Consider the following 18,263-nt stretch of genomic DNA (forward strand, 5'->3'; position numbering starts at 1 on the left):
AAGCTGTGTCACAATTTAGCTTGCAGTTCGTGCGGCCAAATGGAAACATCTGCTTCGGGTGAACAGCTCATGAGGCATTAGCGGCCTCTGCAAAATGCGGTGGCCGTTTATATCGTATTGATACAGGAGAGAAAAATGCACAGACTTACCAAACTCGGCTTGCTGGCCGCATCGGTTGTTACGCTGTCGACAAGCGCCGCCTTTGCCGATTACGAACTCAACATCCTCCATATCAATGACCTGCATTCACGCATCGAAGCGATCAATAAATTCGATTCGACTTGCTCTGAAAGTGAAGCAGCCAAGAATGAATGCTTTGGCGGCATTGCCCGCGTAAAAAGCGCTATTGACGCTCGCCGTGGCGAACTCGGCAACGCCAACACGCTCGTTCTCGATGCTGGTGACCAGTTCCAGGGCTCGCTGTTTTACACACAATATAAAAGTGGCCCAGTTGCCGAATTCATGAATGGCATCGGTTTTGACGCCATGGCCATCGGTAATCACGAATTCGATGATGGCCCTGAAGAACTGCTGAAATTTATCGACGCCCTGAAATTCCCGATCATCTCTGGCAACACCATGGCGGGTGACAGCTCCATCCTGAAGGACAAGTTCAAGGGTTACGTCATTAAGGAAATGGGCGGCGAGAAAGTTGCTGTTGTTTCAGTTCTGGCCACAGACACGGACGAAACCTCTTCGCCAGGCGACAAGATTCTGTTTGCCGACGAAATTTCCTACCTCAAGGGTGCGGTAAAGGAAATTCAGGATCAGGGCGTCAACAAGATCGTGCTTCTGTCGCATGTCGGTTACGTCAAGGATCAGGAAATCGCCAAGGAAGTTGATGGCATCGACGTTATCGTTGGCGGCCACAGCCACACACTTCTGTCCAGCACGGATGACAAGGCCGCCGGTCCTTATCCAACACTGGTCAAGAACCCATCGGGCGTCGAAGTTCCAATCGTCACGGCTTATGCCTATTCCAAGTATCTTGGCGACCTCAAGGTAACTTTCGATGACAACGGCGTCGTCAAGTCGTGGGAAGGCGCACCAAAGCTACTCGACGCATCGGTTACCCCTGATGCCGGCTACGTGACCCGCGTTTCGGAACTGGCACAGCCGCTTGAAGAGCTAAAGAAAAAGGAAATCGGCTCGACCACGGAAAGCATCGATGGCTCGCGTGAAGTTTGCCGCGCCAAGGAATGCACCATGGGCAACCTGGTGTCCGACGCGCTACTCGACCGCGTGAAGGATCAGGGCATCTCGATTGCCATCCAGAACGGTGGCGGTCTGCGTGCCTCAATCGACTCTGGCACCATCACCATGGGCGAAGTGCTGACGGTTCTGCCATTCCAGAACTCGGTGGCCACCTTCCAGCTAAAGGGTTCCGACATCAAGGAAGCACTTGAAAATGGCGCAGGCCAGATCGAAGAAGGTGCAGGCCGCTTCGCACAGGTTGCCGGTCTGAAATACTCCTTCGACCGGTCCAAGGCACCCGGCGGCCGTGTGGTTTCCATTGAGGTCAAGGAAGGCGATGCCTTCGTACCGCTGGATAATGACAAGGTTTATGGCGTCGTCTCGAACAACTACATGCGTTCGGGCGGTGACGGCTACAAGGTATTCGCAAGCAAGGCGATCAATCCTTACGATTTCGGGCCAAGCCTTGAAGATTCCGTTGCAGCCTACCTGACGGCAAACAACCCGTACAAGCCTGCAACCGATGGCCGTATCACCGACGTAACCCCTGCTGACTATGTTGCTCCTGCCAAGGAAGCTGCTCCTGCAACTGCTGCCGCACCGGCTGCCCCTGCTCCAGTTGCGACAGCACCTGTAGCTCCGGCCCCTGCAGCACCAGCGGCAACTGCACCGGCAGCAACCGCTGAAAACCTTGCCAAGTATGTCGTCACCAAGGGCGACTCGCTTTGGAAGATCGCCGTTGAAAAATACGGTGACGGCACCCTGTGGACAAAGATTGCCGAAGCCAATGCGCTGAAGCGTCCAAACCACATCGAGGTTGGCGCCGAGCTGGAACTGCCAGCCAAGAACTAAGCTGCAAAGACAATTTGCCGCACATGACACAGCCGGCCCTTCAAGGGCCGGCTTTTGCTTTTTTGCAGTTCTATAAATATATGAAAAACCGGCATTATTTGACATATGTCATATCAATAACCGTCACCTGCCCTTTTATGGGAGGCGAAAAGCAATTCCGGAAGATGTTCACGGTGAACCATTTTCCGTTAGAAGAGTGAACCGTTGCAGCAATACGAACGTATTGCACACAACCTATTGATGTTCAGGAATTTATGTATGGTAGCCAGCACTTCAGTCATTCCGGCAGATCACCCTCCTGTTTCCTTCGGCAAGGTCGGCGTACTTCTCGTCAATCTCGGAACTCCGGATGGAACCGATTACTGGTCCATGCGCCGTTATCTCGCAGAGTTTCTTTCGGACAAGCGCGTCATCGAATGGTCGCGCCTGTACTGGTACCCCATTCTCTACGGCATCGTGCTCAACAAGCGCCCGCAGAAGGTTGGCAAGGCTTACGAAGAAATCTGGAACAAGAACCTAAACGAAAGCTATCTGCGCACCTATACCCGCAACCAGTCTGATCTACTTGGCAAGATCCTCACCGACCTGCCAAATGTGGTTGTCGACTGGGGCATGCGTTATGGCCAGCCATCCATTGCCGAGCGCATTGACGCGCTAAAGGCCAAGGGTTGCGAAAAGCTGCTGATTTTCCCGCTTTACCCGCAATATGCCGCTTCCACGACGGCAACGGTTAACGACAAGGCATTCGAACATCTGATGAAACTGCGCTGGCAGCCTGCCGTTCGCACCGTTCCTCCCTATCATGATGACGACGCCTACATTGAAGCGCTTGCCAACTCGGTGAAGTCACATCTTGCCAAGCTGGATTGGGAGCCAGAAAAGATAATTGCCTCGTTCCACGGCATTCCGCAGTCCTACTTCAAAAAAGGCGATCCCTACCATTGTCATTGCGCAAAAACGGCACGTTTACTGCGTGAAAAACTGGGCATGGACAAAAACCGCTTCCTGCTGACATTCCAGTCGCGTTTCGGACCGGAGGAATGGTTGCAGCCTTACACCGACAAAACGGTTGAAAAACTGGCGCAGGAAGGCGTCAAGCGCATCGCGGTCATGAACCCCGGCTTCGTTTCCGATTGTCTGGAAACACTGGAAGAAATTGCCGGTGAAGCGGGGGAGATATTCCTGCATAATGGCGGCGAACATTTCACACATATCCCATGTCTCAATGACAGCGAGGATGGCATGCGCGTTCTGGAAACAGTTGTGCGTCGGGAATTGCAAGGCTGGGTATAAGCGCATAAGACTTTCTACGGAAAGTTTAACATGCATATGGAGGAACCGATGGTTCTCGGAGGGTTTGATATTGTGGTGTTGGTCGGGGTGGCGCTGGTCATTCTGGTCCTGTTTGCGGGTATAAAAACCGTACCACAGGGTTTCCGTTATACGGTGGAGCGCTTCGGTCGTTACACACGTACGTTGGAACCAGGCCTCAACATCATAACGCCCTTCATCGAGTCCATCGGCGCTCGTATGAACGTCATGGAGCAGGTGCTCGACATTCCGACCCAGGAAGTCATTACCCGCGACAACGCCAGCGTCTCTGCGGACGCCGTTGCCTTTTATCAGGTTCTTAATGTTGCGCAGGCCGCTTACCAGATCTCCAATCTGGAAAACGCCATCCAGAACCTGACCATGACCAACATCCGCTCGGTAATGGGCTCGATGGATCTTGATGAATTGCTGTCCAACCGTGACGCCATCAATGACCGGTTGCTCCGCGTCGTGGATGAAGCCGTTGGACCATGGGGCATCAAGGTAACCCGCATTGAAATCAAGGACATCGCACCACCGAAGGATCTGGTTGATTCGATGGCCCGCCAGATGAAGGCCGAGCGCGAAAAACGTGCGCAGGTTCTGGAAGCTGAAGGTTCGCGTGCCGCGCAGATCTTGCGTGCGGAAGGTTCCAAGCAGTCGGCCATCCTGCAGGCGGAAGGTCAGCGTGAAGCAGCGTTCCGTGACGCTGAAGCCCGCGAACGCCTTGCCGAAGCGGAGGCCAAGGCAACCCGCATGGTGTCGGAGGCCATTGCTGCGGGCGATGTACATGCCATCAACTACTTCATTGCACAAAAATACACCGAAGCCCTGTCGGATATCGGGACTGCCAACAACGCCAAGATCGTGCTGATGCCGATGGAAGCCTCGGCGCTGATCGGTTCACTGGGCGGTATCGGAGCAATTGCCAAAGAAGTGTTCGGCAGCGACGGCACACAACGCCAGCCGGAACCCCGGCCACGCCCTGCAGCGCCTTCGCGCACCGCACCTCAGGTCAATCCATTCGCACCGCCGTCGGATAGATAATCATGATAAAACAGGCCATAGCAGAGCTTGGTCCATGGAGCTGGTGGATCACCGGCTTCATCCTGTTTGCCGCAGAACTTGCCGCTCCAGGCGTATTCCTGATCTGGATCGGTGCAGCGGCTATCGTTGTTGGTGCATTGTCACTGCTGCTTTGGGACGCAACATTGTGGTCATGGCAGGTGCAATTTGTGCTGTTTGCAGCACTTTCTGGCGCCTTTGCCCTGATTGGCCGCCGTTACTTCGGCAAGCCAAATGCAGCCTCGGACGAACCCTTTCTCAATCAGCGTGAAGCAAGCCTGATTGGCCGCACGGCAACACTGATGGAACCGATTGCGGAAGGTCGCGGACGCATAAAATTGGACGATACGGTCTGGCCGGTCAGCGGACCGGATCTGCCAGCCGGAACGCGCGTGCGCATCATGGCTGCACATGGGCGCAACCTCACCGTCGAGTCCGTGGAATAAGTCAGAAAAAACCTTGCGGCTTAGGCAACGCCGAGCCGCAAGAAATCGTGGAAATGCACCAGCCCAAGCGGCCGGTTCTCATCGTCGACCACGATTAGCGCGCCAATCTGATGCTTTTCAAGGAAGGCAAGTGCGCTGGTTGCCAGCATGGTGGTCTTAACCACCTTGGGCGTGCGGGTCATGATGTCGTCAACCTGCAATCCTGAGAGATCGCGCGACAGATTACGGGCAAGGTCACCCTCGGTGACGATACCGCACAATCGGCCATCCTCATCGAGAATTCCGACACAGCCAAAATGTTTGTGCGACAGAACCTTGACCGCCTCGGGCATCAAGGTGCCCTTGCGAACCAGCGGAACCCGCTCACCGGTGTGCATGATATCACCGACCTGCGCGAGGCTCGCACCCAGTTTTCCACCTGGATGAAACACCCGGAAATCACCAGCCGTGAACCCGCGCGCTTCCAGCAGTGCAACGGCAAGCGCGTCACCCAAGGCGAGCTGCATCAATGTCGACGTGGTCGGCGCCAGACCATGCGGGCACGCCTCCTGCTCGTTCGGCACCAACAGCACGATGTCGGCCGCCTTGGCGAGCGAAGAATTTTCCGAACAGGTCAGTGCAATCAACGGAATGGAAAACCGCCGGGTGTAATCGATGGTGCTACGCAGCTCTGCACTCTCACCACCCTTGGAGATGGCCAACACCACATCATTGCCGGCAATCATACCAAGATCGCCGTGGTTTGCCTCGGCGGCATGCACGAAAAAGGCGGGTGTTCCGGTCGATGCAAATGTCGCCGCGAGCTTGCTGCCAATGTGCCCGCTTTTGCCAATACCTGTGATGATGACACGGCCGTCGATCGAACCAATCGTCTCGATTGCCGCGTTAAACGGCTGGGCAAGACCATTCTGCAGCGCCAGTTCCAGTGCCTCAAGACCCTTCCGCTCGATATTGATCGTGCGCAGGGCCGAGTCGATGGCGAGATTATCGATGAGTTTCACAGATCTTTTAATCATGCCGGACTGTTACTCCTTTCGAAAAAAACTGTCCAGCGGTCAAAACCAACCTGGCACCCGCATTATAATCGCCGCAATCCAGGCTTGCGAAACCAGATGTTAACCACATGGCTTTACCTTTGGGTAAGATTTGGAAATTTGCCGGAACAGCCATGCCGAAACCCACAGACAGCGCGGCCAGACGCCTTAAAGCGTGGCGCAATGCAGCCGCATTGCTGGTGGCATGCACATGTCTGTATGAGCCGGCCATCGCCTTTGCCCAAAGCACACAAGCCACGCCCGTCCTCAAAAGACGGACTGACAGCCGTGTCGCCACAGCCCTGCAACAAAACCAGGCGGAAGTAGAGGCTGAAGCCACCGGCGTTGATCCGGCAGCGGCAAACCCAGCCGACCCGACAACACTGACCACACAAGGCATTGCCCCACCGGTCAATGCGGGCGATGCCATCACCGACGAGCCGGACGAGGCAAATGCACCCTATGAGCAGCAGCTCAATTCATACGAACCGACCATAGATGGGGGTGACGTTGATCCAACGGCTGCAACGAACCTGACACCCGGTATCCGGTTGGGAACGATGGTGCTGCGCCCGACAATCAGCCAGACGCTGAACACCGAAAAACAGAAATCATCCGGCAGCTCTGATCGTCGCAACTACATGACGACAGGCATTCGCGGTACTCTAAACAGCGACTGGTCGCGCCATTCCTTGACGATAACGGGCGACGGAGCCTGGGAGCGTAATTTCGGCAGCGATAAAAGCGGCGAAGAACCACGCGCCTCGATCGATGCCGACCTGCAGCTTGATCTGGCAAAAGACACAACGGTCAACATAACCGGCGGCTACAACTTCAGCCGCGAAGATACTGATGACCCGAACGCCCTGAACAATGCATCCGTTCAGTCAGGTGTCCATGAATTTACCGGCGGCGTTGCCGTGGCGCGCGATCTTGGCCGTATACGCGGACTGGCGGCCGTTGAACTGCAACGCAACGTCTATTCTGCCGCCAAGGTGCTCGATGGCAGCTCGATTGATCTGAGCGCCCGCGACCGCACCGGCGGCGATATTCGCGTGCGGGCAGGTTATGAACTGTCACCTGCTCTCATTCCGTTTCTCGAGGTCTCATCCGGCCTGACCCGTTATGACGACAAATTCGACGATACGGGTTATGAGCGCTCTTCCAAATCCTACGGTGCCAAGCTTGGAACGGAGCTTGATCTCGGTGAGAAACTTCGTGGCGAACTGGCACTCGGTTATCTGCGTAAAAGCTACGACGACCAGAGATTGGGCTCCATCAATGCATTCAGTGTTGACGGCGATCTCGCGTGGTCGCCGCAGCGCGGTACGGACGTGAGCCTTGGCCTGCGCACAACCATCGAAGATTTTGCTGGTGGCTCACAGGGTGGCTGGATATCTCATCGCCTGACGGCAGGCCTGACCCATCAGTTGCGCAACAACCTGGTGGCGCGCCTCACCGGACAGGTCACCCGCCGCAACTTCCCATCCGGAGATACGCGGGACGTGACGGAATATTTCACCTCTGCCGGGCTGACATGGAGCCTCAACCGTTATCTCGATCTGACAAGCGATATCAGTTACCAGACGACACCGGCCTACGACACCGGCACATGGCGGATTGGCGCAGGTATCGCTTTCAAGCGTTGAACGCGCCGCAGCGGTTGCTTCAAATCGAGACATAAAAAAATCCCGGCTTTCACCGGGATTTTCTGCTTTTCTGACTGTGCCGCCGCTTATTTCAGCTTGGCGAGCAGTTCCTTCAGAGGGCCTTCGATGGACGGGCGAATATCGCTCCGCTCCAGCGCAAATGCCAGGTTGGCAAGAATGAAGCCATCCTTTGCACCGCAGTCATAGGTCTGACCCTGGAAATGGTAACCGAAGAAATCCTGGTCCTTGGCAAGCGTTAGCATGCCATCGGTAAGCTGGATTTCATTGCCGGCGCCACGTTCTTGCGTTTCCAGAATGTTGAACACTTCCGGCTGCAGAATGTAGCGGCCGTTGATGTAGAAGTTGGAAGGTGCAGTGCCCTTGGCTGGCTTTTCGACCATTTCTGTGATCTTGAAGCCGTCGCCAGCCTTTTCGCCAACGCCGACGATACCGTACTTGTGCGCCTGATCAGGGTCGCATTCCTGCACGGCAATAACGTTGCCACCGGTCTGGTTGTAAACGTCGACCATGCCCTTGAGGCAGCCCTTTTCGGAATGCATGATCATGTCAGGCAACAGAACCGCAAATGGCTCATCACCAACGATGTCGCGTGCACACCATACCGCATGGCCAAGGCCAAGTGGTGCCTGCTGGCGTGTGAAGCTCGCTGTACCTGCCTTTGGCAAAAGGTCTTCGAGCAAAGTCAGCTCGACCTTTTTGTTGCGCTCGCGCAGCAGCTGCTCGAGTTCGAATTGAATATCAAAATAGTCTTCGATGACCGCTTTGCCGCGACCTGTAACAAAAACAAAATGTTCGATGCCTGCTTCAATGGCCTCATCGACCACGTACTGCAGAACAGGCTTATCAACAACAGTAAGCATTTCCTTCGGAACAGCTTTCGTTGCCGGCAAGAAACGAGTTCCCATACCTGCGACCGGAAAAACGGCCTTCCGAATTTTCGTATTTTCTACCACGCATCCCTCCTGAGAGACTAATTGGATAATATTCCCCGCGCAGCGCTATATTCCAAAACTTTTTAAGATTTGCAAAGGGTGACGCTACGAACGGTTAATGGTAAAGAATTTGTTGACATTAATTTGTTATCACATCGTGAAGCCCGATGCGTATCTCGCCATCGAAATGAAATTCGAGAGACGAAAGACTGACGATGAAAAAGCTGATCCTTTCAGATGTCCGTAAATTTGGCTGCATGGTTTTTGCAGGCTTAGCAATAACTTTGACCCCAGCGTCTGCCAGCGCTGATGCTGGTTTTCGAAAATGGATCAACGACTTTTATACCACTGCCGCTAAAAGTGGTATTACGAAGGCGACATATCAAAAGGCTTTTTCAGGCGTTACTGAACCAGACCCTGAAGCCTTGCGCAAAGCAAACTTTCAGCCGGAATTCAGCAGCCAGATCTGGGACTACCTGGATTCACGCGTAAACCCGTACACGGTTCGCATTGGTCGCGAAATGAAGGCCAAGCACGCCTCGACGCTGAATGCCATCGAGCGTCACTTCAACGTCGATAAAAACATCCTGCTCGCCATCTGGTCAATGGAATCGAATTATGGTGCCGTTCTGGAAAAGCCAGAACGCCTGCATCACATTCCAACCACGCTGGCAACGCTTGCCTATGCCGATCCGAAGCGCGCAAAATTTGCCAGAACGCAGTTGATTGCCGCCTTGCAGATTCTCCAGAACGGCGACGTGTCAGCGAAAAACCTCACCGGTTCCTGGGCAGGTGCCATGGGCCACACGCAGTTCATTCCTACCAGCTACCTACTTTACGCGGTTGATGCGGATGGAAACGGCAAACGCGATATCTGGCACTCCATTCCTGATGCTCTGGCGACCGCCGCCAACCTTCTGGCGAAGAATGGTTGGGAGCCCGGCAAAACATGGGGTTATGAAGCCGCTGTCCCCTCAGGTGCCGGTCGCTATGAAGGCCAGACAAAAACTCTGGCGGAATGGGCAAAGCTTGGTTTCGCCAGACCGAATGGCAAGGCGTTTCCACGCGGCTCCGACAGAGCGCAACTGGTCATGCAGGGCGGAAAATCCGGTCCTGGCTTCCTGATGATGAAAAACTTCTTCACCATCAAGAAGTACAACGCTTCCAACAGCTACGCGCTTGCTGTCGGTCTTCTGGCCGATGAAATTGCCGGTTATGGCGGCATGCAGCAGCGTTGGCCACGCCCGGATGGCACGCTCGACATTCGTGAGAAATTCGAGCTGCAAAGCCGCATGAAGGAACTCGGTTATTATGATGGTGAAATCGACGGCAACTTCGGTTCCGGCTCGAAAGCAGCCATCAGCGCCATCCAGCAACGTCTGGGCATGACCAATGACGGCGAACCATCGCAGCGACTTCTGCGTGCACTGAGGAACTGACAACCCTGAAGCAGGCTTCCGGTTATAGGCAAGCCTGTGATATGGTATGTCATACGAGGATGCATCATGAATAAGCAGGCAAAGATCAACAAGCCAGCCCGGCTTCGCGCAGGCGCGAGTGCTCTGTGTGTGCTTGTTGTCCTGCCTCTTTTTCCCTCACCTGTGTTCGCACAGGAACGTGAGCGACCACGTACTCTCATGGATATGCTGTTTGGCGGGCGCCAGCGCGAAATGCGTGACGGCCGTCAGTTGCGGGAGGAGGAACCGCGCGTAAGGCGTCCCCCTCCCCGCGAACGCTCCGTTTCGCGCCCGCAAACACCGCGCACGACACCATCCGTTACACAGATGCGCACCACAGCCCCGGCCGCACCGGTGACCAAACTTGAAAATGCCCGCCGCGTTCTGGTCGTCGGTGATTTTCTGGCCAGCGGCATGGGTGATGAGCTGACCAAAACCTTTGCTTCATCACCGGCAATTGCCGTTGATGTCAGAGCAAATGGTTCGTCCGGCCTTGTCCGTACAGACTATTATGACTGGCTCTCCAACCTTCCGAATTTCATTCAGGAGGTCAAACCTGCCGCCGTCGTTATCATGCTCGGTTCCAATGATCGGCAGCTGATGATGATTGGCGACCTCAGGGAAAAATACGGCACCGATCTGTGGTTCAAGGAGTATGAGCGGCGCATCGATGCGCTGGCAACGATTGTCTCGCGGCAAAAGATACCACTTTTGTGGGTCGGCCTGCCTGCCTTCCAGTCCCCGTCGCTCACCACAGATTTTGTCGGTTTCAACCGCCTGTATCGCAACCACACCGAAAAACACGGTGGCGAATTCGTGGATGTCTGGGACGGGTTTGTCGATGAAGGCGGCAAGTTCATCATCACCGGTTACGACGTCAACGGACAGCAGGCCCGCCTGCGTGAGGCGGACGGCATCGGCATGACGCAGGCCGGCAAACGCAAGCTCGCCTTCTATGTCGAGAAGTTCCTGCGTCGCCACGTCGATACCGCCGCCCCAGAACAGGATTTGAACGCAAGCAATCTGCCCGCTCTTACGTCCCTGCCTGCGCTTGGCATTGATGCCGGGCAAGTTAGAACGCAGCCAATCAGCTTGACCGACCCGGAATTGGACGGTGGCAATGCATTGCTGGGGGACAGGCCGGCACCGGCCACCATTCGCGAAACGCCACGCGAACTGTTGATCAAGCGCGGTGAAATGGCCGATGCGCCGTTGGGCCGCGTCGACGATTATCGTATGCCAACGCCCGATACCGGCACGACGGAATAATATCCGGCCGTAAAAAGCAGGCCTGCAGTCCATCACATAATATTAAAACAGGAACGTTCCTGAGACGCCTTGGTTAAGCTTGGGGCAGAGCAACATTGCTTTGCCCAGATGATGGATATGAGGAGTAAACATCATGGCCCACCAAGGTGGCACGCATGACCAGCACAGCAAAGCTGGCCAGAAATCCGGAAAAGGCGGCAGCGACAAAACCCGCAGCGCATCTTCCGGGGCAGCAACAGAAAACAAGAACGGAATGAAAGACAGCCCTCGCGACCAGTCGATGAAGGGCGGTCAGCAGGATCATAAAAACAAACACTGATCCTGGATTTGTCATGATCCCCGTGTTGATTCGGGGATCATTTCCTCAAACAAAAGGCGGCCGAATGGCCGCCTTTTTTTAATGTTTTTAGCGCGGCAGAACCGTCGATCCCATCAACGCTTCGTCAATCGCATGTGCTGCCTGACGACCCTCACGGATCGCCCATACAACCAGTGACTGGCCACGGCGTACGTCACCGGCCGCCCACAGCTTCTCGACCGAGGTCTTGTAGTCTGTTTCATTGGCAACAACGTTGGTCGAACCACGGCGATCAGTGTTGAGCGTCAGCTTGCCGTCCATTTCCTTCAGAACGCTGTCGGTGAACGGACCGGAGAAACCGATGGCGATGAATGCCAAATCGGCCTTGATGATGAATTCGGTGCCCGCAATCGGCTTGCGCTTGTCATCAACCTGGCAGCATTTCACGCCCGTCAGAACACCATCTTCGTCACCGACAAATTCTAGGGTTGCAACCTGGAACTCACGCACAGCACCTTCAGCCTGCGAAGACGATGTGCGCATCTTTGTTGCCCAGTATGGCCAAACAGCGAGCTTATCTTCCTTTTCAGGCGGCATCGGACGAATGTCGAGCTGCGTTACCTTCACAGCACCCTGACGGAATGCAGTGCCAACGCAGTCAGACGCCGTATCGCCACCACCAACAACAACGACATGCTTGCCGCCGGCCAGGATCGGGTCGGAAGGCCAGCCAACGCTATCGATGTTTTCACGGCCGACACGACGGTTCTGCTGCACCAGATAAGGCATAGCATCATGAACGCCATGGAAATCCGTACCGCCAATACCGGCCGGACGTGGGGTTTCGGAGCCACCGCAATACAGAACCGCGTCATGATCAGCGATCAGCTTTTCAACGGTCAGATCAACACCGATGTTGACGCCGTAATGGAAGGTCACGCCCTCACCCTTGATCTGCTCAACGCGACGATCGATGAAGTTCTTCTCCATCTTGAAGTCAGGAATACCGTAGCGCAGCAGACCACCAGCCTTGGATTCACGCTCGTAAACGTGAACTTCGTGGCCAGCGCGGCCGAGCTGCTGGGCAGCGGCCAGACCGGATGGGCCGGAACCGATAATCGCAACTTTCTTGCCGGTGTGAACGGTCGCAGGCTTTGGCACGATGAAGCCAAGCTCATAGGCCTTGTCGGCAATCGCCTGTTCAACGGTCTTGATCGCAACCGGTGTGTCTTCAAGGTTCAGTGTGCACGCCTCCTCACAAGGCGCGGGACAGACGCGACCAGTGAATTCCGGGAAGTTGTTGGTGGAGTGCAGGTTACGGATCGCCTGTTCCCAACCGCCATTATAGACCAGATCATTCCAGTCTGGGATCTGGTTGTGTACTGGGCAGCCCGTCGGGCCATGACAGTAGGGAATACCACAGTCCATGCAGCGTGCCGCCTGCTTCTGCACTTCGGCATCCGACATTGGAATGGTGAATTCACGGAAATGGCGAATACGATCCGACGCAGGCTGATACTTGCCCACCTGACGGTCGATTTCCAGAAAGCCTGTAACCTTACCCACTTTATATCCTCACATCAAAGCAGGGCGCCTGTCGGGCCCCAATACCAGTAAGCGAAACCAATGACCGCTCCCAGTATGATAAACTCAAATCTGACTTCGCCACTTGCAAGATAGGTTGCCGCGGGTGCGGCAACTGCAACGATTAGCGAAACCAGTCGGTGTAATGTCTTCACGCGGCGGATTACTCCGCCGCCACGCCTAGCCGCATCCGTTCCATGTCCTCAAGCGCACGACGGTATTCAACCGGCATGACCTTGCGGAACTTCGGACGGAACTCGGTCCAGCGGTCAAGAATGTCCTTGGCACGAGCCGAGTTGGTGTAGTGGAAGTGGTTCGAGATCAGCTGGTAAAGACGCTCCTCGTCGTGACGTGTCATGTCCTCGGAAACGTCCACACGTCCCTTGTGCATGAGGTCGCCGCCGTGGTGATGCAGCTTTTCCAGCATGTCGTCTTCTTCCGGAACAGGCTCCAACTCAACCATCGCCATGTTGCAGCGGGTTGCAAAGTCACCGGTCTCATCCAGCACGTAAGCGACACCGCCCGACATGCCGGCTGCAAAGTTGCGGCCGGTTTCACCGAGCACAACAACGATACCACCGGTCATGTATTCGCAGCCATGGTCACCCACGCCCTCGACAACGGCGACTGCACCGGAGTTTCGAACAGCGAAACGCTCACCGGCTACACCGCGGAAATAACACTCGCCGGTGATCGCACCATAGAGAACGGTGTTACCGACGATGATGGAGTTTTCCGCAACGATACGGGCATTTTCCGGCGGACGAACGATGATGCGTCCACCCGACAGGCCCTTGCCGACATAGTCGTTACCATCACCCACCAGATCAAAAGTGATGCCGCGTGCAAGGAAGGCACCGAAGGACTGGCCAGCCGTCCCCTTGAGGGTGACGTGGATGGTATCGTCCTTGAGACCCTTGTGACCCCAACGCTTGGCAAGCGCGCCCGACAGCATGGCGCCGGCAGAACGGTCAACGTTCTTGATCGGCACTTCAAAGACAACCGGCTCGCGGTTTTCCAGCGACGGGGCAGACTTCTCGATCAGCTTGCGGTCGAGAATGTCGTCAATCGGGTGGTGCTGGCGTGCTGTCCAGAATGTCTCCGCTTTCGGTGCATCGACCTTGTGGAAGATACGGCTGAAATCGAGACCCTTGGCCTTCCAGTGTGCCAGCATCTCATCCTTTTCGAGCATTTCGGAAGCGCCGATGATCTCATCCAGCTTGGCAACGCCGAGCGAAGCGAGAATTTCGCGCACTTCTTCAGCTACGAAGAAGAAGTAGTTGATGACGTGTTCCGGCGAACCCTTGAAGCGCTTGCGCAGAACAGGATCCTGCGTTGCAACGCCGACCGGGCAGGTATTGAGATGGCACTTGCGCATCATGATGCAGCCAGCTGCAATCAGCGGCGCCGTTGCAAAACCGAACTCGTCTGCACCCAGCAGCGCGCCGATGATGACGTCGCGGCCGGTCTTCAGACCACCATCCACCTGCAGGGCGATACGCGAACGCAGACCGTTCAGCACCAGCGTCTGCTGGGTTTCGGCAAGGCCGATTTCCCATGGCGAACCGGCGTGCTTGAGCGAGGTCAGCGGCGATGCACCGGTACCACCGTCAAAGCCGGAAACAGTGATATGGTCGGCACGGGCCTTGGCGACACCGGCAGCAACCGTTCCAACACCCACTTCAGACACCAACTTGACGGAAACATCGGCTTCCGGATTGACGTTCTTCAGGTCATAGATCAGCTGCGCCAAATCTTCGATCGAATAAATGTCATGGTGCGGCGGCGGCGAAATCAGACCAACGCCCGGTGTGGAGTGACGGGTCTTGGCGACCGTTGCGTCGACCTTGTGACCTGGCAACTGACCGCCTTCGCCGGGCTTTGCACCCTGTGCGACCTTGATTTGCAGCATGTCAGCATTGACGAGATATTCCGTCGTCACGCCAAAACGACCTGAGGCGATCTGCTTGATGGCAGAACGTTCCGGGTTTGGCTGGCCGTTGAGCAGCGGCGTGTAACGATCCGCCTCTTCACCACCCTCACCGGTGTTCGACTTGCCGCCGATCTTGTTCATGGCAATGGCAAGCGTGGTATGTGCTTCACGGCTGATCGAACCGAAGGACATCGCACCCGTCGAGAAACGCTTGACGATTTCGACGGCAGGCTCAACCTCGTCAACCGAGATCGGCTTGCGGCCCAGAGCCTCGGCAGTCTTGACCTTGAACAGACCACGAATGGTGTTCATGCGCAGCGCCGTGTCATTTACCATCTCGGCAAATTCGCGGTAACGATCCTGGCTGTTGCCACGAACCGCGTGCTGCAGGGTCGCAACCGCATCCGGGCTCCAGGCATGGCTTTCACCACGCATACGGAAGGCATATTCGCCACCGATATCGAGCGTGTTGGCAAGGATCGGGTCCTTGCCAAAAGCCGCTGCGTGGCGCGAAACGGTTTCCTGCGCAATTTCCGTCAGGCCAACACCTTCGATAGTCGTGGCCGTGCCGAAGAAATATTGCTCGATGAACTCGGACGACAGGCCGATGGCATCGAAAATCTGCGCGCCGCAATAGGACTGGTAGGTGGAAATGCCCATTTTGGACATGACCTTGAGAATGCCCTTACCAACAGCCTTGATGTAGCGATAAACCACTTCATCATCAGACACTTCCTTCGGGAACGCGCCGTGCTTGTGCATGTCCAGCAGCGTATCGAAGGCGAGGTACGGGTTGATGGCTTCCGCGCCGTAACCGGCCAGAAGGCAGAAGTGGTGAATTTCACGCGGCTCACCGGTTTCAACCACAAGGCCAACCGAGGTGCGCAGACCCTTGCGGATCAGGTGATGGTGTACGGCAGCGGTCGCGAGCAGCGCTGGAATGGCAACACGGTCCGGTCCGAGCTGACGGTCTGACAGAACGATGATGTTGTAACCGCCACGCACGGCAGATTCTGCACGTTCGCACAGACGGTCAAGCATGTCCGGCATGCCTTCGGCACCACGCTCCACATCATAGGTGAAGTCGAGTGTCTTGGTGTCGAAACGGTCTTCCGTGTGGCCAATCGAGCGGATCTTTTCCAGATCGCCATTGGTCAGGATCGGCTGGCGCACTTCCAGACGCTTGGCGCGGGCAGCGCCGGCATGGTCAAGAATGTTCGGGCGTGGACCAATGAAGGACACAAGGCTCATCACCAGCTCTTCGCGGATCGGGTCGATCGGCGGGTTGGTAACCTGCGCAAAGTTTTGCTTGAAATAGGTGTAAAGCAGTTTGGACTTTTCCGACATCGCAGAGATCGGCGTGTCCGTGCCCATCGAACCGACAGCTTCCTGACCCGTCGTTGCCATTGGCGACATCAATAGCTTGGTGTCTTCAATGGTGTAACCAAAGGCTTGCTGGCGATCGAGCAGCGACACGTCGCGACGCAGCGCACGTGGCTCCACCGGCTTCAAATCTTCAAGGATCAGCTGGGTGCGATCCAGCCATGTGCGGTATGGATGTTTTGCAGCAAGCTCGTGCTTCACTTCCTCGTCGGAAATGATGCGGCCCTTTTCCATATCGATCAGCAGCATCTTGCCAGGCTGCAAACGCCACTTCTTGACGATACGCTCTTCCGGAACCGGCAGCGTCCCAGCTTCTGATGCCATGATAATACGATCATCATCAGTGACCAGATAACGGGCTGGCCGCAGACCGTTACGGTCAAGCGTTGCACCTATCTGCTTGCCATCGGTAAAGGCAACGGCAGCCGGGCCATCCCATGGCTCCATCAGGGCAGCGTGATATTCGTAGAATGCCTTACGCTCAGGTGACATGGACTGGTTACCAGCCCAGGCCTCCGGGATCAGCATCATCACGGCATGCGCCATGGAATAACCGCCGCGCACCAGGAATTCCAGCGCGTTGTCGAAGCAGGCGGTATCCGACTGGCCTTCATAGGAAATCGGCCACAGCTTGGAAATGTGCTCGCCAAACAACTCGGACGAAACCGATGCCTGACGTGCAGCCATCCAGTTGACGTTGCCACGCAGCGTGTTGATTTCGCCGTTATGCGCCACCATTCGGTACGGGTGCGCCAGCTTCCAAGACGGGAAGGTGTTGGTCGAAAAACGCTGGTGAACAAGCGCCACGGCCGATTCAAAGCGCGGATCCGACAGATCCTTGTAATAGGCACCAACCTGGTAGGCGAGGAACATGCCCTTGTAGACGATGGTCGAGGACGACAGCGATACAGGATAGAAATCCTGCGCTTCCTTGCCGCCACGCTCGTCATAGATGCGGTTGGAAATAACCTTGCGGATCAGGAACAGCTGGCGCTCGAACTCGGCATTGGTCGCGGCGTCGCGCCCTGCACCGATGAAAACCTGCACGTGATGTGGTTCGGTCGCCGCAATATCCGCAGCCTTGGACAACGAAGCATTGTCGACAGGCACGTCACGGAAACCGAGGAATTGCTGGCCCTCTTCACCGATGACGTCGATGATGACCTTCTTGTAGTGTTCGATACGCTCGGCATCGGTCGGCATGAAGATGTGGCCAACCGCATATTCGCCAGCCTTCGGCAGTGTAATGCCCTGCTTTGCCATTTCCTCACGGAAAAAGCGGTCCGGGATCTGCACCAGAATGCCAGCGCCATCGCCCATCAGCGGGTCTGCACCAACCGCACCGCGGTGGGTCAGGTTTTCAAGAATGAACAAGCCATCCTTGACGATCTGGTGAGACTTCTGGCCCTTCATATGCGCGACGAAGCCGACGCCGCAGGCATCATGTTCATTGCGTGGATCGTAAAGACCCTGACGCTCGGGAATACCACGTGCAAAGCTCTTCTGAGCGACGACGGACGCGGCCCCGGCCGCGGTGGGACAGTCAGTCGTCATGCTTGCGGCAGCAAATTCGCTTTCCGGCTTGTTGGTCATTTTGGTCCCTCCTGCAAAACATTGCATAAAACGGCGGTAAAAGCCGGATTGACGAAGCCCCCTTTTTTAAGGAACCTCACAACCGGCTTATTCAATTTAGGACAGCAAGACTGTCTCAATTCTCGGTAATTTTGACAGAAACCCCCGCCGTTCGCAAGTGCGTGCTAACAAAATATAAACATGAGTTTCGCAGTGAAATTACGACAACATGCGAGAGCGCGAAATTTTGTTACGCCATACAG

12 protein-coding genes are annotated in these 18,263 nt (G+C 55.7%); 8 read left to right on the forward strand and 4 right to left on the reverse strand.

The window, feature by feature from the left end:
* Positions 1–135: 135 nt before the first annotated feature.
* The 4 genes from ACZ5FM_RS12945 to ACZ5FM_RS12960 all read left to right on the forward strand — a co-directional run bounded on the left by ACZ5FM_RS12945 (position 136) and on the right by ACZ5FM_RS12960 (position 4,868).
* Positions 136–2,046 (forward strand): 5'-nucleotidase C-terminal domain-containing protein, encoded by a 1,911-nt coding sequence (locus tag ACZ5FM_RS12945; protein WP_464038884.1) that lies wholly within the window; start codon positions 136–138, stop codon positions 2,044–2,046.
* A 258-nt stretch (positions 2,047–2,304) separates the two neighbouring features.
* Complete coding sequence (hemH, locus tag ACZ5FM_RS12950) at positions 2,305–3,339, forward strand: ferrochelatase (RefSeq protein ID WP_464038885.1); 1,035 nt, start codon at positions 2,305–2,307, stop codon at positions 3,337–3,339.
* A gap of 48 nt (positions 3,340–3,387) precedes the next feature.
* Positions 3,388–4,404, forward strand: coding sequence for an SPFH domain-containing protein (locus ACZ5FM_RS12955; protein ID WP_259144722.1), 1,017 nt, complete (start codon positions 3,388–3,390; stop codon positions 4,402–4,404).
* A 2-nt stretch (positions 4,405–4,406) separates the two neighbouring features.
* Positions 4,407–4,868: an NfeD family protein gene (locus ACZ5FM_RS12960; protein ID WP_464038886.1), complete on the forward strand. Its 462-nt coding sequence runs from the start codon at positions 4,407–4,409 to the stop codon at positions 4,866–4,868.
* Between the two features lie 20 nt (positions 4,869–4,888).
* Here ACZ5FM_RS12960 and ACZ5FM_RS12965 read toward each other — a convergent pair whose 3' ends face one another.
* A complete protein-coding gene (locus tag ACZ5FM_RS12965) occupies positions 4,889–5,884 on the reverse strand; it encodes a KpsF/GutQ family sugar-phosphate isomerase (RefSeq protein WP_464038887.1) in 996 nt (331 codons plus the stop codon).
* A gap of 152 nt (positions 5,885–6,036) precedes the next feature.
* On the opposite strand from ACZ5FM_RS12965, the gene ACZ5FM_RS12970 reads away from it, so the two are divergent.
* Positions 6,037–7,551: an outer membrane beta-barrel protein gene (locus ACZ5FM_RS12970; protein WP_464038888.1), complete on the forward strand. Its 1,515-nt coding sequence runs from the start codon at positions 6,037–6,039 to the stop codon at positions 7,549–7,551.
* A gap of 86 nt (positions 7,552–7,637) precedes the next feature.
* Here the strand turns inward: ACZ5FM_RS12970 and galU are convergent, their stop codons facing one another.
* Positions 7,638–8,525: a UTP--glucose-1-phosphate uridylyltransferase GalU gene (gene galU / locus ACZ5FM_RS12975; RefSeq protein ID WP_250982217.1), complete on the reverse strand. Its 888-nt coding sequence runs from the start codon at positions 8,523–8,525 to the stop codon at positions 7,638–7,640.
* Positions 8,526–8,719: 194 nt separating this feature from the next.
* Between galU and ACZ5FM_RS12980 the strand changes: the two genes are divergently transcribed.
* The 3 genes from ACZ5FM_RS12980 to ACZ5FM_RS12990 all read left to right on the forward strand — a co-directional run bounded on the left by ACZ5FM_RS12980 (position 8,720) and on the right by ACZ5FM_RS12990 (position 11,549).
* On the forward strand, positions 8,720–9,943 hold the full coding sequence (locus ACZ5FM_RS12980) for a lytic murein transglycosylase (RefSeq protein WP_464038889.1): 1,224 nt from the start codon (positions 8,720–8,722) through the stop codon (positions 9,941–9,943).
* Positions 9,944–10,009: 66 nt separating this feature from the next.
* Complete coding sequence (locus tag ACZ5FM_RS12985) at positions 10,010–11,230, forward strand: SGNH/GDSL hydrolase family protein (protein ID WP_250982219.1); 1,221 nt, start codon at positions 10,010–10,012, stop codon at positions 11,228–11,230.
* Between the two features lie 133 nt (positions 11,231–11,363).
* Positions 11,364–11,549 carry a hypothetical protein gene (locus tag ACZ5FM_RS12990; RefSeq protein WP_464038890.1) on the forward strand — a complete coding sequence of 62 codons (186 nt, stop codon included), beginning with the start codon at positions 11,364–11,366 and terminating at the stop codon, positions 11,547–11,549.
* 87 nt (positions 11,550–11,636) lie between these two features.
* Here ACZ5FM_RS12990 and ACZ5FM_RS12995 read toward each other — a convergent pair whose 3' ends face one another.
* Together ACZ5FM_RS12995 and gltB are read right to left on the reverse strand one after the other, a co-directional pair.
* Positions 11,637–13,094, reverse strand: a complete 1,458-nt coding sequence (locus ACZ5FM_RS12995; protein ID WP_464038892.1) for a glutamate synthase subunit beta — start codon at positions 13,092–13,094, stop codon at positions 11,637–11,639.
* A 181-nt stretch (positions 13,095–13,275) separates the two neighbouring features.
* Positions 13,276–18,021, reverse strand: coding sequence for a glutamate synthase large subunit (gene gltB / locus ACZ5FM_RS13000; RefSeq protein ID WP_250982222.1), 4,746 nt, complete (start codon positions 18,019–18,021; stop codon positions 13,276–13,278).
* Positions 18,022–18,263 lie beyond the last annotated feature (242 nt).

Source organism: Agrobacterium sp. 5Ca50, from assembly GCF_055381905.1.

Coding starts and splice junctions, on each gene's coding strand:
- ACZ5FM_RS12960 (WP_464038886.1), top strand. CDS start 4,407: ATGATAAAACAGGCCATAGCAGAGCTTGGTCCATGGAGCTGGTGGATC.
- ACZ5FM_RS12990 (WP_464038890.1), top strand. CDS start 11,364: ATGGCCCACCAAGGTGGCACGCATGACCAGCACAGCAAAGCTGGCCAG.
- ACZ5FM_RS12985 (WP_250982219.1), top strand. CDS start 10,010: ATGAATAAGCAGGCAAAGATCAACAAGCCAGCCCGGCTTCGCGCAGGC.
- ACZ5FM_RS12965 (WP_464038887.1), bottom strand. CDS start 5,884: ATGATTAAAAGATCTGTGAAACTCATCGATAATCTCGCCATCGACTCG.
- gltB (WP_250982222.1), bottom strand. CDS start 18,021: ATGACCAACAAGCCGGAAAGCGAATTTGCTGCCGCAAGCATGACGACT.
- hemH (WP_464038885.1), top strand. CDS start 2,305: ATGGTAGCCAGCACTTCAGTCATTCCGGCAGATCACCCTCCTGTTTCC.
- ACZ5FM_RS12970 (WP_464038888.1), top strand. CDS start 6,037: ATGCCGAAACCCACAGACAGCGCGGCCAGACGCCTTAAAGCGTGGCGC.
- ACZ5FM_RS12955 (WP_259144722.1), top strand. CDS start 3,388: ATGGTTCTCGGAGGGTTTGATATTGTGGTGTTGGTCGGGGTGGCGCTG.
- ACZ5FM_RS12980 (WP_464038889.1), top strand. CDS start 8,720: ATGAAAAAGCTGATCCTTTCAGATGTCCGTAAATTTGGCTGCATGGTT.
- ACZ5FM_RS12945 (WP_464038884.1), top strand. CDS start 136: ATGCACAGACTTACCAAACTCGGCTTGCTGGCCGCATCGGTTGTTACG.